The organism is bacterium (assembly GCA_035527515.1).
GTDB lineage: Bacteria > B130-G9 > B130-G9 > B130-G9 > B130-G9 > B130-G9.
This window is the reverse complement of sequence record DATLAJ010000042.1, coordinates 41,051-64,801: the sequence shown is the minus strand read 5'-3', so window position 1 is coordinate 64,801 and position 23,751 is coordinate 41,051. Positions and strand designations below refer to the sequence as shown.

Annotated in this window: 16 protein-coding genes and 1 tRNA gene; 13 read left to right on the top strand and 4 right to left on the bottom strand. The window is 55.6% G+C overall.

Annotated features, from left to right (window positions below; genetic code table 11):
• The first annotated feature begins 1,098 nt into the window (after positions 1–1,098).
• The 8 genes from VM163_02970 (at position 1,099) to VM163_02935 (ending at position 12,956) form a co-directional block, all read left to right on the top strand.
• A complete protein-coding gene (locus VM163_02970; protein ID HUT02836.1) occupies positions 1,099–4,464 on the top strand; it encodes a helicase-related protein in 3,366 nt (1,121 codons plus the stop codon).
• A complete protein-coding gene (locus tag VM163_02965; GenBank protein ID HUT02835.1) occupies positions 4,465–7,704 on the top strand; it encodes a DNA methyltransferase in 3,240 nt (1,079 codons plus the stop codon).
• 3 nt (positions 7,705–7,707) lie between these two features.
• The gene (locus VM163_02960) at positions 7,708–8,100 is read left to right on the top strand and encodes a four helix bundle protein (protein HUT02834.1); all 393 of its coding nucleotides are present in this window, start codon (positions 7,708–7,710) and stop codon (positions 8,098–8,100) included.
• A gap of 231 nt (positions 8,101–8,331) precedes the next feature.
• On the top strand, positions 8,332–9,183 hold the full coding sequence (locus VM163_02955) for a type IV toxin-antitoxin system AbiEi family antitoxin domain-containing protein (protein HUT02833.1): 852 nt from the start codon (positions 8,332–8,334) through the stop codon (positions 9,181–9,183).
• A complete protein-coding gene (locus VM163_02950; protein HUT02832.1) occupies positions 9,180–10,052 on the top strand; it encodes a nucleotidyl transferase AbiEii/AbiGii toxin family protein in 873 nt (290 codons plus the stop codon). Before VM163_02955 ends, VM163_02950 begins: the two co-directional genes overlap by 4 nt.
• Before the next feature lie 22 nt (positions 10,053–10,074).
• Positions 10,075–10,776, top strand: coding sequence for a DNA-processing protein DprA (locus VM163_02945; GenBank protein HUT02831.1), 702 nt, complete (start codon positions 10,075–10,077; stop codon positions 10,774–10,776).
• A complete protein-coding gene (locus VM163_02940) occupies positions 10,773–12,143 on the top strand; it encodes a DUF262 domain-containing protein (protein ID HUT02830.1) in 1,371 nt (456 codons plus the stop codon). The genes VM163_02945 and VM163_02940 overlap by 4 nt, the downstream gene beginning before the upstream one ends.
• 48 nt (positions 12,144–12,191) lie before the next feature.
• Positions 12,192–12,956, top strand: coding sequence for a restriction endonuclease (locus VM163_02935; protein HUT02829.1), 765 nt, complete (start codon positions 12,192–12,194; stop codon positions 12,954–12,956).
• Positions 12,957–13,386: 430 nt separating this feature from the next.
• Here the strand turns inward: VM163_02935 and VM163_02930 are convergent.
• From VM163_02930 to rpsU, 4 genes are all read right to left on the bottom strand, one after another.
• Positions 13,387–13,460, bottom strand: a tRNA-Val gene (locus tag VM163_02930).
• Between the two features lie 6 nt (positions 13,461–13,466).
• The gene (locus VM163_02925) at positions 13,467–14,339 is read right to left on the bottom strand and encodes an OmpA family protein (protein HUT02828.1); all 873 of its coding nucleotides are present in this window, start codon (positions 14,337–14,339) and stop codon (positions 13,467–13,469) included.
• A gap of 56 nt (positions 14,340–14,395) precedes the next feature.
• Entirely contained in the window at positions 14,396–15,364 is a 969-nt protein-coding gene (locus VM163_02920) for an NGG1p interacting factor NIF3 (GenBank protein ID HUT02827.1), read from the bottom strand.
• A 61-nt stretch (positions 15,365–15,425) separates the two neighbouring features.
• Positions 15,426–15,620 (bottom strand): 30S ribosomal protein S21, encoded by a 195-nt coding sequence (gene rpsU, locus VM163_02915; protein HUT02826.1) that lies wholly within the window; start codon positions 15,618–15,620, stop codon positions 15,426–15,428.
• A 386-nt stretch (positions 15,621–16,006) separates the two neighbouring features.
• Here rpsU and mutS point away from each other — a divergent pair, with 386 nt between their 5' ends.
• The 5 genes from mutS (at position 16,007) to VM163_02890 (ending at position 23,555) form a co-directional block, all read left to right on the top strand.
• On the top strand, positions 16,007–18,643 hold the full coding sequence (mutS, locus tag VM163_02910; protein HUT02825.1) for a DNA mismatch repair protein MutS: 2,637 nt from the start codon (positions 16,007–16,009) through the stop codon (positions 18,641–18,643).
• 364 nt (positions 18,644–19,007) lie between these two features.
• The gene (locus VM163_02905; GenBank protein HUT02824.1) at positions 19,008–19,880 is read left to right on the top strand and encodes a DNA methyltransferase; all 873 of its coding nucleotides are present in this window, start codon (positions 19,008–19,010) and stop codon (positions 19,878–19,880) included.
• Positions 19,881–20,141: 261 nt separating this feature from the next.
• Positions 20,142–21,128, top strand: coding sequence for a bifunctional enoyl-CoA hydratase/phosphate acetyltransferase (locus VM163_02900; GenBank protein HUT02823.1), 987 nt, complete (start codon positions 20,142–20,144; stop codon positions 21,126–21,128).
• A gap of 16 nt (positions 21,129–21,144) precedes the next feature.
• A complete protein-coding gene (iorA, locus tag VM163_02895; protein ID HUT02822.1) occupies positions 21,145–22,971 on the top strand; it encodes an indolepyruvate ferredoxin oxidoreductase subunit alpha in 1,827 nt (608 codons plus the stop codon).
• Complete coding sequence (locus VM163_02890) at positions 22,968–23,555, top strand: indolepyruvate oxidoreductase subunit beta (GenBank protein HUT02821.1); 588 nt, start codon at positions 22,968–22,970, stop codon at positions 23,553–23,555. Before iorA ends, VM163_02890 begins: the two co-directional genes overlap by 4 nt.
• Positions 23,556–23,751: the final 196 nt, after the last annotated feature.

The window sequence follows — 23,751 nt, the reverse complement described above, 5'->3', positions numbered from 1 at the left end:
GTTCGTTAGCCTGCGCGAACTCTAACGGAGCGCCTCCTTCTTCTCGCTATGGTCGTGGGAACACGCTCAACGCATCGCTTAACATGCTCACCTATCACGGGTGGGCAAGAGCTGAGCTTGCGAAGCTCGGGAACTAGAGGGCATCCCTAATCGCCCGAACACCTCGGAGCCAGAGGCGACCAGTCCTTTCTTCTCCGTTACTCCGCTCACATCCATAGGAACTCACTCCTATCCCACTATGCGAGGGAACACTGCACGACATGTGTTCCCATCCGCTATCCCTACATACGCAAGCGCTGCTATGCGGGGGGCCGCTCAGCCCCCCTTTCCTTTCAATCAACACCCCCGCCTATCAACTATGCCGGCATGTAACCATGCCCCCCCTTGACGACAGCGTCTTGACTCAAACGAGTGGGAACTACCCACTTGCCAAAAGCACTCCCTAATACCACGCCGTTTGAACCGCCGCACCGGCGGGCAACTCCCCAACGCACCAAGCCCATCAACCCACTACGGCGTGGAACTACGCCTCCCCCTTGACGGCAGCGATCACCTGGCCCTCGGCAGAGGTGTTGTCTCTCGCCTTATCACCACAATGCCATAGAACCGGGTTGTATCACCCACCCAGCAATGTGAGCACCAGCCCCTTGAGGTGTGTGTTTTTTGGGGGTGTTGTATGCTTGAAACCCCACCGCCTTAGCGTCCATCCCACAGACCCACTTCAGATTTATCAAACACCTCCACACAGAGGTAGGGGTCGAATTCCTCTCGGGGAAAAGGGGAGTTGGGGGGTTGGAGTAGTTAGTGGTGGGGGCTGGAAGTGGAATGGGTAGTCGAGTTGATGTGGTTTACTTTGGTCTGTCTCGGTTCTCGCCAGATAGCAACACTCCGCCTATCATAGCCAACGGGAAAGTCTCTCCGTTGTGGGTGATGCCGTAAAGCCCGGCCTGCGAAGTGGCCTCAGCGGACTGCGAAGCCCACGCGGCCCTGCGTTTCGCGGATCATCCTTGAACCTTCCCTATCACTCCGATAAAGTCATAATCTCGCAGCAGACGGTATTCGCAGTTGCATGTCGAATGATTTCACTTGGATGGAGCTATGCCGCGTATATTTGACAACATTGACAGAACGTTACTTCCCGCCTTACGAGAAACACTTGAGAAGTCCGAACGGGCTGACTTCTGTGTTGGCTATTTCAACCTGCGCGGTTGGAAGCGGCTCCATTCATTCATAGAGAAGTGGAAAGGCGGTGATGGCAACTGTTGTCGGCTCCTTGTAGGCATGCAGCGGCTTCCGGACGAGGAACTGAGACTTGCCATAGGTCTGGCAAGGAGCGGTGACAGGATAGACAACCAGACAGCTTTGAAGCTGAAGAGGGAGCTCGCTAAGCAGTTCAAGGAGCAGCTGGAGGCCGGATTACCCTCAGACGAGGACGAGGTTGGGCTACAGAAGCTCGCGGCCCAGATCAGGGCCAAGAAGGTCGTTGTCAAGCTCTACCTCAGGCACCCGCTCCACGCGAAGCTCTATCTTCTGTTTAGACCCGATCCCGATGCCCCGACAGTTGGCTATCTTGGGAGTTCGAATCTGACGTTTGCCGGCCTTGCCATGCAGGGCGAGCTTAATATCGACGTTCTCGACCACGACGCCTGCGAAAAGCTCGCGAGGTGGTTCGAAGATCGGTGGAACGACCAGTGGTGCCTCGATATCTCGAGAGAGCTTCTTGAGATCATCGAGCTGAGTTGGGCCCGTGAAGACCTGATCCCGCCGTATCACATCTACATCAAGATGGCATATCACCTCTCCCAGGAGGCACGTGCAGGTTTGACTGAATTCTTCCTACCGCCGGAGTTTCAGGGGGTGCTCTTTGAGTTTCAGGAGGCGGCGGTCAAGATTGCGGCTCGCCACCTTAACAAGCGTGGAGGAGTGATCATCGGTGACGTCGTCGGGCTCGGCAAGACGCTCATGGCGACCGCGTTGGCCCGGATATTTGAGGAGGAGCCCCATAACTTAGAAACGCTGATAATTTGCCCGCCTAATCTCATCCCGATGTGGAAGGACCACGCTACGCGCTATCGCATGCGTGGTTATGAGATAGTCTCTCTGGGAAAGGTCATCGATGAATTGCCCAACATCAAGCGCTTCAGGGTCGTCATCATTGACGAGAGCCACAACCTAAGGAACCGCGAGGGGAAGCGCTACAGGGCGATCCAGCAGTATATTGACAGAAACGAAAGCAGGTGCATCCTGCTCTCCGCGACGCCTTACAACAAAACATACCTCGACCTGTCAAACCAGCTGCGCCTGTTTGTGCCCGAGACTTTCGACGTCGGTATCCGTCCAGAGAGACTTCTGCGTGAGATAGGCGATGTTGAATTCGTCCGAAAATACCAATGCCCTATTCGCACTCTTGCTGCATTCGAGAAGAGCCCGTATATGGACGATTGGCGGGACCTGATGCGGCTTTACTTAGTCAGACGCACACGTACGTTCATTCAGGATAACTACGCCAAGAAGGACCCTGACTCGGGACGGCCCTTCCTGACATTCGCGGATGGGAGGCCATGTTATTTCCCTGAGCGCATACCGAAGACGGTGAAGTTCGAGATAAAGGACGACGACCCCAGCGATCAGTATGCCAAGCTCTTCTCGGACCCCGTCGCCGACAAGATAAGGGCGTTGAACCTGCCGAGATATGGCCTCGGGAACTACGTCCGGGAGTCACTTGAGATGGAGACGACACCGGGAGAACAGAAGGTGCTGGATGATCTGTCCCGCGCGGGTAAGCAGCTCATGGGATTCTGCCGAACCAATCTCTTCAAGCGGTTGGAGAGCAGCGGTCAGGTATTCATAGAGTCGATTGAGCGCCACACACTGCGCAACTTCGTCTTCATTCACGCAATCGAGAACGGCGAGGCTCTTCCGATAGGCCCGCAGGATGCAGCCCTTCTGGATGCTCGGATAGCCGATGAGGATGAGGAAGATGTTCAGAGAAACGCGGCTTTGGCGACGTCCGGGCTTAGGACTGAGGAGCAATTCAGGGAACGTGCGGCGCAGGTCTATTCCACTTTCCTCGATAGACTGAAATCGAAATTCAAATGGCTCCCGATCGAATTCTTTAAGCGTGCCTTGCATGACGATCTTCTGACTGACGCTCAGAGGCTTATCGAGGTTCTGTATGAATGCGGCGACTGGGATCCGAGCAGGGACACCAAGCTGGCTGCGCTTGAGAACCTCCTGAGGCGCAAGCACACGGACGACAAGGTGATCGTCTTCACACAATTCGCCGACACCGTTCGCTATCTAGAGGCTCAACTCAAGCGCCGTGGTATGGAAAGCCTGGCGGGAGTGACAGGGAATTCTGATAATCCGACCAGAGTTGCGTGGCGGTTCAGCCCAATCAGTAATGAAAAGGAGGGCCGGTTCCCGCCCGACAACCAGCTTCGCGTGCTTGTGGCGACGGACGTTCTCAGCGAGGGTCAGAACCTTCAAGACGGCTACATCGTCGTCAACTACGACCTCCCCTGGGCAATCGTGCGCCTCGTCCAACGCGCCGGGCGTGTTGATCGGATAGGCCAGAAATCGAACGAGATCCTCTGTTATTCATTCATGCCAGCGGACGGCGTAGAGCAGATCATACACCTCAGGGCGAGGGTACGGCAGCGCCTGCGCGAGAACGCAGAGGTGGTTGGCACGGACGAGGCCTTCTTCGAGGACGACGAGGACAGCCAGGCTATCGTTGACCTCTACAACGAAAAGGCTGGACTCTTGGACGATGACCCAGATTCCGAGGTCGATCTCGCCTCCCGCGCATACGGGATATGGAAAAACGCCATCGAGAAGGACCCGAAGCTCGAGAAGACCATCAAGACAATGCCGAACGTTGTGTTTTCGACGCGGGAAACGGCCCCTATGCATGGAGGCAAGGACGGCGCGTTGGTCTATGTCCGGACAGGCAACAAAGATGATGCTCTTGCGTGGGTGGACAAGAGAGGCGAGATCATATCAGAATCTCAGTCCGAGATCCTGAGAGCAGTCAAATGCGATCCCGATACCCCGGCTCTCCCGAGGCGCGCGGACCATCATCGTCTCGTCAAGCGGGCAGTGGAACACATTATCGAAGAGGAGAAATCGGTCGGTGGCCAGCTTGGAAAACCGTCAGGCGCACGGTTCAAGACCTACGAGCGATTGAAGCGGTACATCGAAGATACCAAGGACGCCGTCTATGTTGACTCGGCGAAGCTCGAGAAGGCGCTTTATGACATCTATCAATTCCCTCTGCGTCCTTCGGCCACGGACGCTCTCAACAGGCAGCTGCGCTCCGGGATATCAGACATGAAGCTGGCGGAGCTCGTAATTGACCGGCGCAAGGACGGCCGTCTCTGCCAGGTGGAAAAGGAACAGGTCACCGGTGAGCCGGAGATAATATGCTCGATGGGGCTGGTTGCTGAGGAGAAGGGGAAATAGATGAGGCGCCTCGACCGAGACCGTGTAAGGGGATATCTCAGGGATTTCGCTTTCAAGAGCCTCTTCATTGACGAGCTCGGCTGGGACCATTACACAAAGGAGTTCAGTCTCACCGTAGATGGCGAGACATGCAATCTCAGGAGCATCGCCGAGAAGCGCGGCATGGTCGCCTTCGTCTGCTCGCCTTCATCGGGTGGCGTAATACCAGAGTATGCGATCAGGCGCAAGATCGACAACAGAATAAGAAAACTCTACCACGAGCATTTCATTATCTATACCGATGCTGAGAAGACCGTTCAGGTCTGGCAGTGGGTGAAACGCGAGGCGGGCAAGCCGGCCGCGTCCCGGGAGCATCGTTTCTATCTCGGCCAATCAGGAGAGCCTCTCATTCAAAAGCTCCAGGCCATCACGTTCGCAATCGAGGAGGAAGATGGTCTCACAATTGTCGACTCCTCGGGTCGCGTTCGCGCAGCATTTGACACAAAGCCCGTCACGAGGCGGTTCTACGATGGGTTCAAGAGAAAACGTGACGAGTTCCACTCATTCCTTGACGGTATCCCTACGAATGACATGCAGCGCTGGTACGTTTCCGTCATGCTCAACCGTCTCATGTTCATCTACTTCATCCAAAGCAAGGGCTTTCTTGACGATGACCGTAATTACCTCGTGACCAAGCTCAAAGAGAGCAAGCGACGAGGCAAGGACCGCTACTACCGGGACTTCCTCTGTCCGCTCTTCTTCGAGGGATTCGCCAAGCGCGAGCAAGACCGCTCACCCGAGGCGAGAGAAATGCTGGGCAAGGTCCCGTTCCTGAACGGCGGCCTCTTTATGCGACACGAGATCGAGGAGAAACACGGCAGGGAGATTGAGATTGCCGACGCCGCGTTTGAGAAGCTCTTTGGGTTCTTCGATGAGTGGCGGTGGCACCTCGACGAGCGACCCCTGCGCAATGACAAGGAGATCAACCCGGATATCCTGGGCTACGTCTATGAGAAATACATCAACCAGAAGCAGATGGGCGCCTACTATACCAAGGAGGACATCACCGGCTACATCAGCCGCAACACGGTCATCCCGTTCCTCTTCGACGCAGCCAAAAAGGACTGCAAGATAGCGTTCGAGGGTGACAGCTCCGTCTGGCGGCTGCTTAAGGACGACCCCGACCGATACATCTACAACGCGATGCTCAAGGGCGTCGATCTACCGTTGCCCGAGCGCATCGCCATGGGCGTTGACGACGTCTCGAAACGCACGTATTGGAACAAGGCGGCGGACGAGGAATACAAGCTGCCGACAGAGATATGGCGCGAGACCGTGGCGAGGCGGCAAAGGTGTGAGGAGGTCAGGGCAAAGCTCAGAAACGGTGAGGTCAGAGAGATCAACGACCTTATTACGCTTAACCTAAACATCGAGCAGTTCGCCGAAGACGTCGTTGACAGCTGTGAGGGGCCGGAGCTCTTGAGGGCATTCTGGAAGGCGATCAATGGCGTGAGCGTCCTTGACCCCGCCTGCGGCTCGGGGGCATTTCTCTTCGCGGCGCTCAACATCCTCGAATGTCTTTACGAGGCGTGCCTGAACAGGATGCGGGCCTTCGTGGATGAGCTCGACGCGTCGGGTGAGAAGCACAGCCCTGAGAAATACAGCGACTTCAGGAAGGTGCTTGCGCGCATTGGAAAGCATCCGAATGAGAAGTACTTCATCTTCAAGTCCATAGTCCTGAACAACCTCTACGGCGTCGATATCATGGACGAGGCAGTCGAGATATGTAAGCTGCGCCTCTTCCTGAAGCTCGTCTCCCAAGTGGAAAATCCTGAGGACATCGAGCCGCTCCCCGACATCGACTTCAACATCCGCGCCGGGAACTCGCTCGTAGGCTTCGCCAAATACGAGGACGTAGAGCGCGCGGTGAAGAGCCAGCTCGACTTTGGCAACGTCATGGAGAGGATTGAACGCGACGCGACTGAGATAGGTGAGATCCTTCAGCTCTTCCGGCTTCAGCAGACCGACAAGGGGGGAACCGTAACCCTCAAGGACAAGCAAGAGGTCACCGACTTGCTCAAGAAGCTAGAAGGCGAGCTGAACACCTATTTGGCGGACCAATACGGCGTCCGAGTCTCTGATCAGACCGCCTATGAACTGTGGCGCGACTCGCACAAGCCGTTCCACTGGTTCATCGAGTTCCACGAGATCATGAATAGGGCCGGCTTCGACGTCATCATTGGCAATCCACCCTATGTGGAATACAGCAAGGTCAAGAATGAATACACGATCAAGGGCTATCAGACGGAGAAGTGTGGCAATCTGTACGTATTTATGGCCGAGCGCTCTTCTGAACTGGGTAGGCAGCGGCACGGCAACTTGGGCATAATCCTCCCGATCTCGCTGGCCAGTACACCTCGAATGCTGCCGTTGAGAGAACTATTCAGCTCACACGACCGGTGCACTTGGTGCAGCAACTACGCCGACAGGCCCGGCTCTTTGTTCACCGGGGTGCATCAGAAGCTCTCGATCATATTGGCAACAAGCGGGCAGGATCAATCTGGTGGGGTCCTTCATACGACGGCGTATCAGCACTGGTATGGGAGGTCAGAGCGTGCACAGGAAGACCTTATGCATAATCTCGCCTATGTGGACCCGCATCCCCTCTCCTACTGTTGGGCCAAGTCGGGCGATGGAATCGAGGTGTCTGTTTTTGAGAAGATACAGCGCCAGCTCAAACCAATAACGGACTGCATCACAGGGGACGAAGTCTTTTCTCTGAACATGCGGATGATGTATTGGGGCAAGGCCTTTGACATAACACAAGATTCGAGGGAGTACAAGCATTTCGGTGCGGCGGACTCTTCTCTCAAAAAGGTTCTCGTTGCCGTTTTCAATTCATCTCTCTACTTCTGGTTCTGGGAGCTGGTGAGTGACGGGTGGCACATCACTCAAAAGGAAATGGTTAATTTCCTTTTTGACCCCGGTTTGCTGACGGCATCAACGCGAGGCCGGCTCGATGAGCTCACCGAAGCTCTAATGAGCGACCTGACGAGGAACAGAAGGCATGTGGGAACGAAGCAGACGGAATATGAGTATTACCATCGATTGTCTAAGCCGATCATCGACGAGATCGATCGCGTGTTAGCGAGGCACTATGGTTTCACGGATGAGGAGTTGGACTTCATAATCAACTACGACATCAAGTATCGGATGGGCTGGGGGGCGGGCGGCGAGCCCGCCCGGAAGGATGAAGGATGAAGGATGAAGGATGAAGGGGGGAAGCTTGAGGATCTGAGGAGCCGGACGAAGAGGTTTGCGCTGCGTGTGATACGTCTCTATTCGTCGCTGCCGAAGACGACTGAGGCGCAGGTCATAGGCAAGCAGTTGTTGAGGTCCGGCACATCAGTCGGGGCTCATTATCGAGAGGCGAGCCGGGCGCGTTCTAATGCCGAGTTTGTCAGCAAGATCGAAGGTGCCCTTCAGGAACTTGATGAGTCGGCGTATTGGATGGAGCTCCTTGTTGAGGGAAGCATTGTGAAGGGCGAGCGCATGAAGGAGCTGATGGATGAGGCGAACGAGCTGACTGCCATACTGACGACATGTGTCAAGAATGTAAAAGAGCGAATGAGATCGCGGAAGGCCTCCAATGGATGATTCATCCTTCATCCTTCCGCCTTCATCCTTTCAGAGCGGTGTAAGGCACGTCGGACGGTAGCGACTGGTTGGCCGAGCACGTTGTGATGGGTATAAGATGCCCTGCGCACCTCCGCTATTGACGGATTATTGTAGTTCGAGTTATAGTCCGGCTAATGATGTTGTGGAATGATCATCCATAACTAAAATCATTGTGCGTTATGGATTGGATTCTGTGGAAGAGGTAGCAGCATGGTCCAGAACCCGGAGACTAGAAGCCGTGGGATGCACGTGATCCGGCTTCTCAAGGCGCTTTCTGAGGCTGGGCGGGTCGTCTTTACGACTTCCGAGGCGAGAGAGCTTGCGGCGGGCGTTGGCGTTCCTGAAGACTACGTGAGAAACCTTCTGCTGAACATGATTAGGGACGGCTGGCTGATAAGGCTGCGTCGTGGGCTCTATGCAGTATCCGGACTCGCGTCCGGGCAGGTTCAGATTCACCCCTTCGCTATTGCCACGCAGTTAGTGATACCGTCGGCGATTAGCCACTGGTCTGCGCTCAGCCACCACGGCCTGACGGAACAGGCGCCTCGCGTGGTAACCGCTTTCACACCGAAGAAGGTCGTGACGCCAAGCATGCGCGGCGGCAAAAGCAGTCGGGGCCGACGGCACGCCTGGGACGTTGCGGGCGTCCGGTATGAGTATGTCAGCGTCCGGCAGGAGCGTTTCTTTGGGATTGAGCAAGTGTGGGTGGATGAGAACTTCCGCGTTCCGATCACTGACCGGGAGCGAACCGTGCTCGAGGTGTTCATCTCGTGCAGAGTCTTCGGCGGAATGGGCGAGGCGCTAGGGATAATCGAGAACCATTTGGGGAGACTGGACGTCGGCAAGTTGGTCGAATACGCGCGCCGCTTTGGCCAGATATCCACCGCCAAGCGACTCGGCTGGGCGTTGGAGCGGGCTGGCGTTTCTGAAGCAGAGTTGAGGCCGCTTCTTGAGATTCCGGCCACTGGCTACCACGCCTTGGATCCGACCCGCAGTCGCCGGGGACCGTGCGATAAGCGATGGATGATCCAGAACAACCTTGCGGCGGAGGCGAATCCATGAGACCCCTGCGGCTTCGCATCCAGGACGCCGCCAAACGACAGGGGATACCGCAGCCGGTCATTGAGAAGGATTATGCCCTCAGCTACATCCTGGCCGGTATCGCCTCACATCCGGCACTAGGCGATGCGTTAGTGTTCAAGGGCGGAACGGCCTTGAAGAAGGTGTTCTTCGGCGATTATCGTTTCTCCGAGGACCTCGACTACTCTGCAATAGATGCGCCGAAAGATGAGCAGCTTGAGGTGGCCATGCGTGAGGCAGCTGAGGAAGCACACCGGCTTCTGTCAGAACAAGGCCCTTTTTCGATACAGCTCGAACGGTATCTCGAACGCGATCCTCATCCACACGGGCAGGAGGCGTTCACAATTCGTGTGCGGTTTCCCTGGCATCCTGAACCGCTCTGCCGGATCAAAGTAGAGATCACTCATGACGAGCCGGTCCTTCTCCATCCTGAAAGGCGCCGTTTGATGCACGGATACAAAGAGTGCCTGCCGTTTGACGTGTGCTGTTATCGTCTTGAGGAAATCGTAGCTGAGAAGTTGCGGACGCTGCTTCAGACCCACCAGAGGCTAGTGATGCGCGGTTGGAACCGCCCTCGGGCTCGTGACTACTACGATCTGTGGCGCATCCTGGAGGCGTTCGGCGACAGGTTGCAGCGCGAGCAGATCATGCCTCTCTTGGTCAAGAAATGTAACCATCGTGGTGTCACATTTGAGAGCTTGGGCGATTTTTTCAGCGATGAACTGGTCTCTGAGGCGCGTCTGCATTGGGGTGCGACTCTGGGGCCATTTGTGAGTGAACTGCCAGGTTGCCAGGAGGTCTTTGACCACTTGCGACTGCTACTACAGGACTTGCTCCCCGATTTGGGCTGAGTCGGTAGATAGGAACTGAGGTATGCAGACGACCTATTTGACACAGAGCCGGGCGGAGTGCCCCAAATCGCTATTGCGGCATCTTGGGGACGATGCGCCAGAGCGGTTGACAGCCATCGGCGACGTCGAGCTGCTGAGTCATAAGAATCTGGCAATTTTCTGCTCGGCCAAATGCCCGGGCAGCATCATCTTGAAGATATACGATTTGGCGCGAGAGCTGCGGGAGCAAGGCACGACGGTCATCGGCGGCTTCCACTCGCCTATTGAGAAAGAGGTCCTGAACGTCTTGCTGCGAGGCGAGGGCTCCATGATCTTATGTCCCGCCAGGGGTATTGAGAAGATGCGCATCCGACGGGAATATAGAGGACCTGTGAACAAGGGGCGTCTCCTGCTGCTATCGGCCTTGCCTGAGAAGGTCCGCCGCCCAACCGCCGCCACCGCCCTGTTCCGAAATCGCCTCGTCGCCGCTCTCGCCGAGAGCATCCTGATCGCCTACGCCGCCCCCGGCAGCAAGACCGAGGCATTTGCTCGCGAGCTCCTCAGCTGGCACAAGCCCCTCTACACTTTCGACGACCCGAACAACGAGAATCTAATCCGTCCTCGTTCTGTGCGCAGGGATGGAACAAAGGAACGTTTCATATCTCTTGCTTCAGGCAGCCTTGGTTCGATATGTGGAGAATCTGGGGCCGGCCTACGACCAATAATGCCAAATGGAGGACTATGATGGACGCAGCTGATACGCCAGAAGAGGGGTTAGTCTTCGATACGCCAGAAGAGGACGAAAGGGAAGAGCTCACTCTCGACAAGACCAAACGAAGAATAAACACCAAATCATCTGATCCTGAGATAGAATCGCTCTACAGCAAGTGGAAGCGCGGCAAGCTGATTCTTCAGCCCGACTTCCAACGGCAATTCGTCTGGGATGAGAAGAAGGCAAGTCGCCTCATCGAGTCGGTCATTATTGCCGTCCCCTTACCGGTGATTTATTTGGCTGAAGAAGAGGACGGCAAGGAATCCGTCATTGACGGGCAGCAGAGGCTAACCTCATTCTTCGCTTACATCGACAATGCATTTCCCACAAAGACAGGGGAGTTTAAGCCATTCAAATTGAATGGCCTTCAAGTCTTCACAGAACTCAATGGAAAGCACTTCAACGAGCTTGATGAACAAGTCCAGGACAGGATCAGGTATCACGAGATCCGGGCGATAACTATCAAGGTGGATAGTGACAGGGAGCTCAAGTTTGAGATCTTCGAGCGGCTGAATACGGGCGCGGTGCCACTGAACGACATGGAGCTTCGGAATTGCGTCTATCGTGGGCGCTATATGGCGTTACTGAAGGAGCTATCTGAGGACAAAGAATTCATTCAACTTCTGGGGATCAAGCAGCCCGACAGGCGCATGAAGGATGTTGAGCTGGTATTGCGCTTCGCAGCGTTTTATCACGCCACCTATCTGAAATACCAGCGCCCGGTGAGGCGTTTCCTGAATCAGGACATGGAGAAATTCCAGAATATATCTCGTACCGATGCGGACGAGCTCAGGCGGGCATTTAAGACCGCCGTGCAGATCAACAGGTCTCTATTTGGCCAGAGGGCCTTCAAACGTCTCTATCGGGGAGATGAATCCAATCCGAGTGGATGCTGGGAGGGTCGGAAGTTCAACGCTTCGCTTTACGATGTGCTGATGGGCGTATTCTGCGACAAAGACAAGAACCAGGTTTATGGTGCATTGGACTGTCTGCGCGAGGGATTGTTGGACCTGATTTCCTCAAATGATGAATTCGTTGATGCGACCGTTCTGGGCACGAGCGATAGGGAGCGAGTGCTGACTCGATTCGAGCTCGGATTCCAGCGTGTGAGGATGATACTAAAGGAGCAACCGAGACAGCCGCGTTGTTTCAGTCGCAAGCTGAAGGAGGAGCTTTACAGAGCGGATCCTACTTGTGCGATATGCGAGCAACGAATTGAGGAGATCGACGACGCTGCTGTGGATCACATAGATCAGTATTGGAGAGGTGGCAAGACAATCCCGGAGAAGGCTCGTCTGACCCACCGATACTGCAATATGGCAAGATCAAGAAACGACTGATGGCTCGACTGACGGGCGCATGTGTCAGTGGAGGGATTTGAGGCGTATATGGATTGGAGGGAATACGAGCAAGCAGCTTTCAACGAGCTGTATTATTCCTACAGGCCACCGCATTTCATAGTCATCCCCGATTACAGGGAAGTCGTAGGGATGATAACAAGGGCTAAGCGTCAGCTTGATGTAGCCATCTTTCTCACCGAAGACGTCTCAAGGCCTTTTATCGCGGTCGAGTGCAAGATGTATTCCCGAAAGCTCAATGTCAAAAATGTGGAGAGTTTCATTGGGATGCTCGGAGATCTGGGTGCTCAGGAGGGAATACTGATTACTCCCCACGGATTCAGTGAGACGGCTTCGCGGAGGGTGGAAGGAATGAACATCGAGCTGGTCGAGTTGCCCGTGGATGAGGCGGCCAGATTGAACTGGAGAGAGCTTATACGGCAAGCCTTCCCTATGGACGAGGCTTTTCATCCCGAGATGGGAGATGCTATAGGGATGTTTCACGCATCGGAAGAATACGAGGATCTGATCACTGCAATGGAGCGTCTCCCTTTTGAGGAATGGCTGACTCTTTTCGGCATTTATCGAAATATGAACTCCCAGAGATGCAAAGAGACACTCGAATTCATAGCTCTACATCATGTCGATTCAGGCTGGATCTTCAACTCGATCAGGTTACTTGATGATTTCGGGTGGCTTAGCCAGGACCTTCTGGATGCCCTTATGCAGACGGATAGGATAGATCCCTATGGCGGTTACAACGTGAGCGAGCATGACATGGATCGCTACCAACAGGAAGAGGGGTCAATTGACTAACTTGTTGAGATCTGACTGATTCCATGAGCTCCGCATCCCCGATCCCACGGATTGCGCCAGACGCCCGCAGAGACGTTTTGACCCTTTGGGGATGTTCTGACACTGCTCCACCGGTCGGAAGCCCCATGAACGCCGTCAAACAATCACGTGGCCTATTGTGGCTATCCGGCAGGGAGTCGTCCGGAGATTAAAAACAGTGATTGTGTGATAGATGTGTCATGATTCCCTGACTCACCAACTCTATAGCCTATGGTCGACGGATTCTGTTGTGACTCTATCAGACGACATACGTGAGGAGTGGCGATTGTGCCATTGTGTCATAGATGTGCCATACTGCGGCGGTAAGGGGAGCACAAAACGGCACTATGGGCCAGTTGTTGGAATTGGGGAGTTTCGTGAATGAAATCGCCGGGAGTGCTGCTAAATGGCTTGGGCGGAACAGGATTCGAACCTGCGACCCCCGGCTTGTAAGGCCGATGCTCTTACCAGCTGAGCTATCCGCCCGGCTGGCTATTGCTTGACCGCTTTTACCACGAGCCTGCGGTTCTTGTAGCGCCCTTGTTCAGTATCGTTGGACGCAACAGGGAAACGCTGGCCGTGCGCGAAGCACTTGACAGAATATATCTGCACGCCCCAGCCCAAGAGCGCATCTCGCACTGCCTCCGCTCGCTTATTTCCGAGCCGGAGATTGTACTCCTGGGTCCCGACATCATCGCCATGTGACTCGATCACGAACGTCAATCCGTGTGAAACCTTCATCCGGCGAGCGAGGCGCCCCAGTCTGGCCATGGCGTCCGGTCGAAGAGTGTATTCGTTGGTCTCGAACAGCGAATCCATTGGTATCGTTTCCTGCCATTCAGCGGGCCCTGCCGCCGTCCTCGCACCTGATCTCTCCAGCGCAAGCTCCCTCTCGAGCGCGAAATTCCTGAGCCGTTGCCTCAAGATGTCGTTGAAGGAATACGAGAGGTCCACTTGCACCTCAATACCCTCTCCCACCGGATTCGTCAGGGCTGCCAAATGGAAGAGCCCCTTCGCTAGGTCTGGCTTCCCAGCAAGGAGGTAGGTCTTGCCCAAGTAGTAGTAGGACGATGCAACGCGCGTATGCCTATCGAGAGTCGAGAAGCCTGAATAAATGTCTATAACGCGCCAGAAGCACTCGGCCGCCTCGGAGAAACTGCCGTGGTAGAGAAGCTCTATTCCACGATCGTATATCTCCTCGGCAACGCCGATCGTTCCCACTATCTTGCCATAATCAGCGTCGGAGAAAAGCCAATTGAACTCTGCTGGCATCGTGACAACACCAGCAGAACTAGTGTGAGGCATCGAAAAAAGCAAGCACAATCCGATAACGAGCGCTCCGGCGAGAGCGTATCCTTTCTTCACGGTTTCACCTTCCCCTCGAATAAGATGTTCGGTTCACAGTCCTTGGGAAGTCAGCATCATTGATGCGACCTGCTCACGCGACGGAAACCTGAACATTCCAAAACATTTAACCCTCCTCGCGACTCCAAAGAATCGAGAATCAGATTCAGACCAATAGTATCACTTGGCATATGAGGAGCAACTATACAGTTTAGGTGATGCTTTTCAATCTCTTTCTTGTGCTCCTGCGAGACATGCATGCAGACTATTGTGCTTATGTTGGTTGACTTGGAGATGATTTCATAGAGGTCTTTCGGGCCAGATGTGCCGCCTGTCATGTCAACGAAGACCTCACCGGCCCTGCTTTCCTTCGATCCGACAATTATCTTGGGTTCGACTGTTTCCGCGGCATAGCGGCTGTATTCGTCGATCTCAAGTAGCAGGTCGAGGACATCCGCAAGCAGAAGAGGCTTTGCTTCTTTGATTTTGTTGGTCAAGAACTGCGCAACACAGTTATCGGCCGGAGTGTGAATACACATCAGAGGGACGTCCAGCAATCGTGCAACATCGACCGCTCTATTGTGGTTCGCCGCCATGACCGAAGTGGCCACATCTTTGATCCTGCCTGCGAAGACGCTCTCCATCTGTCCGATAGGCGAACCATGCTGCGCCCAAAGGTCTGTCTGAACGGAGATCACGTCCGCCAGGCCGGCCAGGGCCCTTCCCAGAGGATGGTGAGCAATCACCAGGTCGAGATTCTCGCCTCTCGACCTCAGCCTCTCGGCCAGCATAACCTCCGCAGGGCCAATGTCTATCCCCACCAAGGCAGCAGACACCTCTGCCTCCGGATCGCCGTGAAGGATGCGGGTGTCGGCAAAAGGGCTGCTCAGCCGCTCAATGTCGAAGCGCTCCTTCTCCTTGTCCCGAAGCTTGTCATACTTGTCGCGCTCCGCGCCTAGCTTTCTGCCGATCTCCTCTCTAGGCCGCTGGTCTGCCTCAATCCCTGCTTCAACTCCAAGACGATATATCTCCTGTACTGTCAACATTTACACAACCTCCGGAGACAATTAGGCAAATAGAATAGGCCACGTCTAGCATTAAGCCGCTCTAGGTGAAACGCCTGACCTTCCTAACGAGCTTCTTGCGCGCGGCCAACGCCTTGCGCTTGCGCTTTATGCACGGCTTTTCGAAGTAAACGCGTCTTCTGTACTCCGACAGTATCCCAGACTTCTCGCACAGCTTCTTAAAGCGCCTGAGCGCGGAGTCAAAGCCCTCATCATCCTTCACTCTAATCAGAGTCATTCATCATTTCCCCTCCTTTACGGTATAGAGTTCCTGTCCACAGACCCACTTAATATATTACTTATTCTTGCAGAAGTTGCAAGTCAACTAATGGTTATTTCAGCCGTGATCTTCAGCCAAAGCGCCACAAATAGCAACTCGGCATGACCAAGGGCTGATCGCAATCCTACTGAGCCTGCTTGCTGTAAACCGATGTTCGCCCACCCTGGTTCCAATTAACAGTGAGATATCAGGGAGAACGCTTAAGGATAGTCTGACAGGGCAATGTGATGCGCAATTGGCGTTCGTCTCACCTGAAAACAAGAGGAATCTACCACTTGAAAGTTGCCACTCGAAACTTGAAACTCTTGAGGATGGCGCAGAAAAGACCGTTCAAGGAGACCACGCTGGCGAAAACGACGCCGATGATGAAGCAGTATAAGCGGATTCGCGCGCAGTATCCGGACTGCATGATGCTTTTCAGGATGGGCGATTTTTACGAGATGTTTGGCGAGGATGCGGTTCTGGGGTCCAAGCTTCTCGATATTGCGTTGACGTCTCGCAACCGGGGCAAGCCGGGCGAGGTTCCGCTGTGCGGCATTCCCTATCATGCGCTCGAGGTTTACCTCAGCAAACTGATTAGAAAGGGCTACAAGGTGGCGATCTGTGAGCAGGTCGAGGACCCCAAGACCGCGCAGGGCGTTGTCAAGCGCGACGTTGTGCGCGTTGTAACGCCGGGGACGGTGGTCGAGCCAGGCCTACTTTCAGACAAGGAGAGCTCATATATCTGCTCGGTCCACATAGACCGTGACGGAGTCGGCTTTGCCGTCATAGACCTCTCGACAGGGGACTTTCGCGTTACTGAGCTTAGGGGCGTCGATTCTGCGGTGGCGCTCAGAGACGAGCTTTCTCGGTGGGAGCCGAAGGAGTTGGTTGTTCAGGAGCGGCTTGTCGATTCACAGCTTGTGAAGGGCCTATTGGGCGAGGAGCCCAAGATGATGTTGACTAGTCTCGAGGATTGGGTGTTTGAGCACGATTACGGCTACAGGCAAATGATCGAGCATTTCGAGGTTCATTCGCTTGATGGTTTTGGCTGTGAAAACAAGCCGCTGGCGATAGCGGCCGGCGGGGCGCTGCTTCATCAGCTGCACAAGACGCAGAAGAGAGACCTCTCGCACATCACTGCGGTCGAGTTCCACAGCGATTCGGCGTTCATGCAGCTCGACGAGGCAACGCTGCGAAACCTGGAGATAACGAGAATCGCGATCGACGGCAAGCGGAAAGGCTCGCTTCTTTGGCTTATAGACAAAACGGAGACGGCGATGGGCGCGAGGCTTCTGAGGCGCTGGCTTTTGCACCCACTGATCAACGTCGAGGCGATAGACCAGCGTCTCGACTCGGTTGCGGAGCTTAGGGACAATTTCCTGCTGAGAGACGAGATGCGTCAGTTGCTGAGAGAGGTCCGGGACATCGAGCGGCTGATTTCGCGTATCGATCTTGGGACTGCAAATGCAAGGGACCTCGTCTCGCTCAGAGAATCACTCTCCGTTCTTCCGAAGCTCTACAAGACTTTGAGTAAGGCCAGTTCGCCACTTTTGGCCTCACTTTTCGAGAACGCTGACACGCTTGCGGACGTCGCCAACACGCTGGCCGAGGCGGTCGTTTCTGACCCACCTTTCACCGTGCGAGACGGCGGGATGTTCAACGACGGCTGGGACGAGTCGCTCGACGAGCTGCGGTCAATTGCGCGTGACGGCAAGAAGTTCATTGCGGGGCTTGAGGCGCAGGAGCGCAGTCGCACGGGGATTCAGAACCTCAAGATCGGTTACAACCGTGTGTTCGGTTATTACATCGAGGTGAAGAAGAGCGCGTCGGACAGGGTTCCTGTGGATTACATCAGGAAACAGACGCTCTTGGGCGCAGAACGGTTCGCTACGGCGGAGCTGAAGGAGTGGGAGGAGAAAGTTCTGTCAGCTGATGAGAAAATCGCTGAGCTGGAGTATCAGCTCTTCCAGGCGCTTAGGAAGTCAATTGCCCAGGAGACGCTGCGGATTCAGAAGGCCGCGAGGGCGGTCGCCACGATGGACGTTTTGGGCTCGTTTGCTCAGGTCGCCTCGGAGAACCGCTACGCTCGTCCGACCGTCAACGACGGCATGAGCATCGTCGTAAGGGACGGGCGTCATCCCGTGGTGGAGCAGGTGTATCTCGCTCAGGAGTTCGTCCCGAACGACGTTTGTGTGGACTGCGCAAGCAATCAGATTCTAATCATTACCGGGCCGAACATGGCCGGCAAATCGACCTATATACGCCAGGTGGCGCTGATCGTCATCATGGCCCAGACGGGCTGTTTCGTGCCGGCAAGCGAGGCGCAGATCGGCATAGTTGACAAGGTGTTCACGCGGGTGGGTGCGACCGATTTCCTCCTTCGAGGCCAGAGCACCTTCATGGTCGAGATGAACGAGACCGCCAATATCCTGAACAACGCGACGCCGAGAAGCCTCATCGTTCTCGACGAGATCGGCCGTGGGACGAGCACCTACGACGGGCTTTCTATTGCATGGGCGGTCGCCGAGTACTTGCACAACAAAAAAAAGGTCGCCGCGCGCACGCTCTTTGCGACACACTTTCACGAGCTGGCCGAGCTCGCGCTGATGCTCGATCGCGTCAAGAACTTCAACGTCTCAGTCAGGGAGTGGGGAGATAAGATCGTGTTCTTGCGCAAGGTCATACCGGGCAGCGCGGACCGGAGCTATGGCATCCAGGTGGCGCGCCTCGCCGGGCTTCCCAAGGGAGTTATAGCTCGTGCGAAGGAGATACTCAGCAACCTCGAGCGAGATGAGTTTGCAAGCGACTGGACGCCGAGCTTGGCGCGCACTGCACGGCGTAAGAGGCTTGGTGGGGCCCCCCAGCTGCAGCTCTTCGCTGCCCCTGCCCCGCAAAGCCCTGTTCTGAAGGAGCTGGAGTCGCTCGACCCGGACACGATGACGCCGCTGGAGGCACTCTCAAAGCTGACGGAGCTGCGGAGGAAGCTGAGGGAGTCTTGACCATTAGTCTCTTGGCCGGGGGATGTGCTCGGTCGGCTCCCACGTGCCGAACTCGCCTCAGCGGGGGCTCGTCGGTTTATCTGGTATGTGGGTCCGATTCTGCATGGTTCCAGATGGAATCGGACCGGACCGGACGCCGTGCATGAGGGCGCTGTGTATATGTGAATATGTTATAGTTCGGAGCCTTGGGGTGGTGGTATGCCTACACCCCAAGCAGGCTGCGGCAAGCCCCATGAAGCGAAAGCGGCGCCCAGAATCACGCCAAGACAGAATGGGGGAACTCTTCGGCGTTGAATCTGGGAAAGCTTCCCGGTGTTTAGTAGTATATTACGGATGCTTTAAGGGCGTGGAATAAGTGGGGAAAATGGGAGATCAAAAAGACCTTCTAAAAGCGGTTAAGCTCGTGCCGGAGTTAAGACCGAATTATCATCTTTCGGATCCTCAGACGGATGTTTACGTCGGCGACTGCCGTCAGGTGCTCGCGAGCCTGCCGCAGGGGAGCGTCGATCTGATCTTCGCGGACCCGCCGTTCAACTGGAACGTCCCATACACCGACTGGAACGACAACATGAAGCGGCAGGATTATCTCGAGTTCACATACCAGTGGCTCGACGCCTGCATCCGGGTCCTTGCGCCTCGCGGCTCGCTCTGGGTCAACATCCCGGACGATTCAGCCGCCGAGGTCGTCATACACTTACAAGGCCGCGGGCTTCAGATGATCAATTGGTGTATATGGCACTTTCGCTTCGGCCAGTGCAGAGACACGAACTTCATCGTCTCGAAAGCCCACGTCCTCTATTTCGCCCGCGACCGCAAGAACCGCATTTGGAATCCTGATGCGATTCTGGTCTCTTCTGACCGCGCAGCAGTCTATGGTGACGCAAGAACGCGCAGAACGCGGCGGCCAGGGCTTCGCGTCCCGCTGGACGTTTGGTATGGGCCCTATCTCGGCCGGATACAGGGCACCAACAAGGAGCGGCGGCCAGGCCATCACAATCAAATTCCGGAGACATACATGAGGCGAGTGATCTTGGCGTGCTCAAACGAGGGCGACCTGGTCCTCGACCCGTTCCTCGGCAGCGGCACCACGTCCGTAGTTGCCCGATCCTTGAATCGTTGCTCCATTGGCATCGAATTCAGCGAGGGTACGGCCGAATCAGCTTTTGAGCGAATCTTGGCCGGGCCTATCCGCACCGCCAATACTACTGCTACTCTGCGAAGTAGCTTCGCTACGTAGCACGAGTCTGCAAAGGCTACGACCCGTTCTCCGTGCCTACTCCGCCGAAGTGGCTACGAAGGCCGGAAGTACTACGAAGGATGAAAGCACGAGGGCCAAAAGCCTGTATATTGGAAGGACGTCGAGGTGAAGCTCTGCTTTTGACTTGAACGACCGCCCGTTTGTGATAGTTTTAGCAAGCTTGGACTGGACTGAAGCTGCAAGAGGCAGATTCCGCCAGATTGAGCCTATCAATGCACTGTTTAATAGCGATAAGGGGACATGGTGATCTCTAATTTTGAGGTAATGTATCAAAGGGCCAAGGAGCTCGCGGCAGACGTCGGCCCCAAGCGACTCACCGTAGCACAGGCCGCCGATGAACACGTTCTAGAGGCGGTTCATGACGCCTTCCGAGCCGGACTGGTTCGTGCGATACTGACCGGTCGGAAGGAGGAGATACTGCCGCTGATGAGGGCGCTCGCCATGAGTGAAGAGGACTACCGGATTGTGGATACTCCGGACCCCACGCAGGCGGCCAGGGAGGCGGTGCGACTGGTCTCGGCCGGGGAGGCCGACATGATTCTCAAGGGCAAAGCGCAGACCTCCACTGTGCTGCACGCCGTTCTGGACAAAAAGATCGGCCTGCGGGCGAGGCGCCTTCTTTCACACGTTGCGGTTTATGACGTGCCCGGGCATCCCAAGCTTCTGATCATGTCGGACCCCGGGATGAACATCGCACCGACGCTTCAGGATAAGATTCAGATAATTGACAACGCAGTTGTGGTGGCCCATGCGTTGGGTATTGAGAGGCCGAAGGTGGCGATTCTGTCTGCGGCGGACACAGTCAACCCGGCCATGCTGCACGCGGTCGAGGCGGCGGTGCTCTCGAAGATGTCGCAGCGTGGCCAGATACGAGGCTGCATTGTTGATGGTCCCCTGACGCTCGATGCGGCTGTTACGCATGAGGGAGGCGACATACTAGGGTCAAAGAGCGATGTTGCTGGCGACGCAGATATTCTGATAGTCAACTCGATCGAGGAGGGGAACCTTTTGAGCAAGTCGCTGTCGATGTTTGCGCACGCGGGATTCGCAGGACTAATAGTCGGCGCGAGCAGCCCCGTCATGGTCGTCTCGAGGGCCGATTCGCGCAAGAGCAAGCTCGACTCGATTGTGCTGGGCGTTCTACTTTCCGAGCATCTCAAGAAAGTCGCGTTCTCGGTGCCGCCGCTTGAACGCATCCTAACGTCAGAAGTGAAGTTCGATTCATAATCTTCAAGAGGACCACATGAGCAAACTATTCCTCTCTGGTAACGAGGCTATCGCCCGGGGCGCTTGGGAGGCGGGCGTTCACGTCGCCACGGCCTATCCTGGGACCCCCAGCACAGAGATACTAGAAGCAATAAAGCTGTACAAAGAGATCTACTGCGAATGGTCGGTCAATGAGAAGGTCGCGGTCGAGGTCGCCCAGGGCGCCTCGATGGCCGGAGCGAGGTCTTTGGCGGCGATGAAGCACGTTGGTGTGAACGTGGCCATGGACCCGCTGTCAACGTTTTCCTACACTGGCATAAACGGCGGGTTCGTGGTGGTTTCTGCGGATGAACCTGGGATGCACAGTTCCCAGAACGAGCAAGACAATCGCTACCTCGCCAAGTTCATGCTCATCCCTCTCTTAGAGCCATCCAACTCGGACGAGGCAAAGAAGATGACGGTCCTTGCGTTCGAGATCAGCGAGCGCTTCTGCACGCCGGTCATGCTTCGGACTACGACGCGGGTCTCGCACTCTAAGGGCCTTGTCGAGGCGGGCGAGCGAGAGGAGCGCGAGGTCAAAGGTTTTGAACATGACTGGACCAAATGGGTAGTGATCCCTGCTAACGCAAGGAAACGGCGAACTCTCGTGCTGAAGCGACTCAAGCAGCTGGAGCAATACAGCAACGAATGCCCCCTGAACTACATTGACCCTGGACAGGGCGAAGATGGTCGCATCGGCATAATCACGTCCAGCATCACATACTCGTATGCAAAGGACGTCTTCCCAAACGCCTCCTACCTGAAGCTCGGGTTCACGAACCCAATTCCGCTCGAGCTCGTCGCCCAGTTCGCCAAGACGGTCGATCAGCTAGTTGTGCTCGAGGAGTTGGAGCCTTTTTTGCAGGACCAGCTCTTGGCGGCAGGCTTCAAGGTTCTCGGCAAGGAGGTCTTCCCCCGTGAAGGGGAGCTCCTGCCGGGGGTTCTGCTCAACAGCTTGAGGGGCGCAGCCAGAAAAAAACTCATCAAGATAGCAGCCGACCATCCGATCTTCGCCGAGAGCAGGCCCATTGAACCTGCTGGCTTCGACTTGCCAAGACCGCCTACTCTCTGCCCTGGTTGTCCCCACAGGGGCGCGTTCTATGTTCTCAAGAAATACAAACCCATAACGACCGGCGACATCGGCTGCTACACGCTGGGCGTCCTCCCGCCGCTCTCGATGATGGACAGCTGCATCTGCATGGGCGCGTCAATAGGCAACGCGATGGGCGCAAACAAGGCGCTAGCGGGGACTGACAAGATAGAGCCGATCGTGGCGGTCATCGGCGATTCGACATTCATTCACTCCGGCATCACAGGCCTCGTTGACGTCGTGTATAACCGAGGGAACATAACCGTAATCATCATGGACAATGCGATAACGGCGATGACGGGTGGACAGCAACATCCAGCCACGGGAAGGACCATCCGTGACGAACCTACCACGAAGCTGGTCTTGGAGGACTTGTGCAGGTCGATCGGCGTCAGGCGCGTGAGTGTGGTCGATCCTTACGACCTCGCGGCGTTGGACAAGGTAATAGCAGAGGAGATCGAGGCGGACGAGCCGTCGGTGATCATCACGAGGCGCGAGTGCGTGCTCCTAAGGTTTCACCATGGCCCCAAGATCGTGCCCTACGTCGTCGATCAGGAGAATTGCATTGGCTGCAAGAAGTGCCTCGGGATAGGCTGCCCAGCTATTGTGACGGTCGCAGTCGATGGCAATAAAAGAGTTAAGGCAAGAATCGAGGAGTCCATGTGCACTGGATGCTCACTCTGTGCCCAGGTCTGCCCAGTTTCAGCAATTAGTATTAAGGAAGAGAATATATGAACAACGGAAAGAACATTCTGCTTGTAGGTGTGGGCGGTCAGGGGATTCTGCTTGCCTCGGAGGTCCTCTCTCAGGCAGCGATGCTTCAGGGCTTCGACGTCAAGAAGAGCGAGATACACGGAATGTCGCAGCGGGGTGGTATCGTCTCGAGCCATGTCCGCTACGGGGAGCATATTTACTCGCCGCTCATAATCAAAGCCTCTGCGGACGTCCTTCTCTCGTTTGAGAAGGCGGAGAGTTACCGCTGGATCGAGTATCTCAGGCCCGGCGGAGACGTCATCACAAACACGACCGAGATCGTTCCGCCCATTATCTATGTCATGGGCAAGGAGTATCCGCACGACGTGATAGAAAGAATGCACAAGAGGGGAGTAAATGTCCTTGCTGTCGATGCCGCGTCGGTTGCCAAGAGCGTTGGCAACGTGCGGGCGATGAACGTTGTGCTGCTCGGAGTCCTATCTCGGAAGCTCAACTTCCCGAACGAGACGTGGCTGGCCGCGCTCAGCGGACGCGTGCCTAGTAAGCACCTTGAGGTCAACTTAAGGGCATTTGAGGAGGGCCAGAAGCTCGCTGAGTTAAATTGATGGGCCAAAGCTGCTCGACCCGTTCCGTGTCCCCACAGGATGCTGCATTAGGCGACTTATGCTTGCTCGGGGGGCCAAAGCCTGCGGCGAGCTTGCTCCGCGCTGGTGCTTGTGGGCATTATGTACTGAAGGCTTGTATTTTTTAGTGGTGTGCGTTATATCATATAATGTAAAGTAACATCGCATTGCACTATTT

Bases quoted from the DNA above. Each gene is read 5' to 3' on its own strand.
- VM163_02970 (HUT02836.1), top strand. From the start codon at position 1,099: ATGCCGCGTATATTTGACAACATTGACAGAACGTTACTTCCCGCCTTA.
- VM163_02965 (HUT02835.1), top strand. From the start codon at position 4,465: ATGAGGCGCCTCGACCGAGACCGTGTAAGGGGATATCTCAGGGATTTC.
- VM163_02960 (HUT02834.1), top strand. From the start codon at position 7,708: ATGAAGGATGAAGGGGGGAAGCTTGAGGATCTGAGGAGCCGGACGAAG.
- VM163_02955 (HUT02833.1), top strand. From the start codon at position 8,332: ATGGTCCAGAACCCGGAGACTAGAAGCCGTGGGATGCACGTGATCCGG.
- VM163_02950 (HUT02832.1), top strand. From the start codon at position 9,180: ATGAGACCCCTGCGGCTTCGCATCCAGGACGCCGCCAAACGACAGGGG.
- VM163_02945 (HUT02831.1), top strand. From the start codon at position 10,075: ATGCAGACGACCTATTTGACACAGAGCCGGGCGGAGTGCCCCAAATCG.
- VM163_02940 (HUT02830.1), top strand. From the start codon at position 10,773: ATGATGGACGCAGCTGATACGCCAGAAGAGGGGTTAGTCTTCGATACG.
- VM163_02935 (HUT02829.1), top strand. From the start codon at position 12,192: ATGGATTGGAGGGAATACGAGCAAGCAGCTTTCAACGAGCTGTATTAT.
- VM163_02920 (HUT02827.1), bottom strand. From the start codon at position 15,364: ATGTTGACAGTACAGGAGATATATCGTCTTGGAGTTGAAGCAGGGATT.
- rpsU (HUT02826.1), bottom strand. From the start codon at position 15,620: ATGACTCTGATTAGAGTGAAGGATGATGAGGGCTTTGACTCCGCGCTC.
- VM163_02905 (HUT02824.1), top strand. From the start codon at position 19,008: ATGGGAGATCAAAAAGACCTTCTAAAAGCGGTTAAGCTCGTGCCGGAG.
- VM163_02900 (HUT02823.1), top strand. From the start codon at position 20,142: ATGGTGATCTCTAATTTTGAGGTAATGTATCAAAGGGCCAAGGAGCTC.
- iorA (HUT02822.1), top strand. From the start codon at position 21,145: ATGAGCAAACTATTCCTCTCTGGTAACGAGGCTATCGCCCGGGGCGCT.
- VM163_02890 (HUT02821.1), top strand. From the start codon at position 22,968: ATGAACAACGGAAAGAACATTCTGCTTGTAGGTGTGGGCGGTCAGGGG.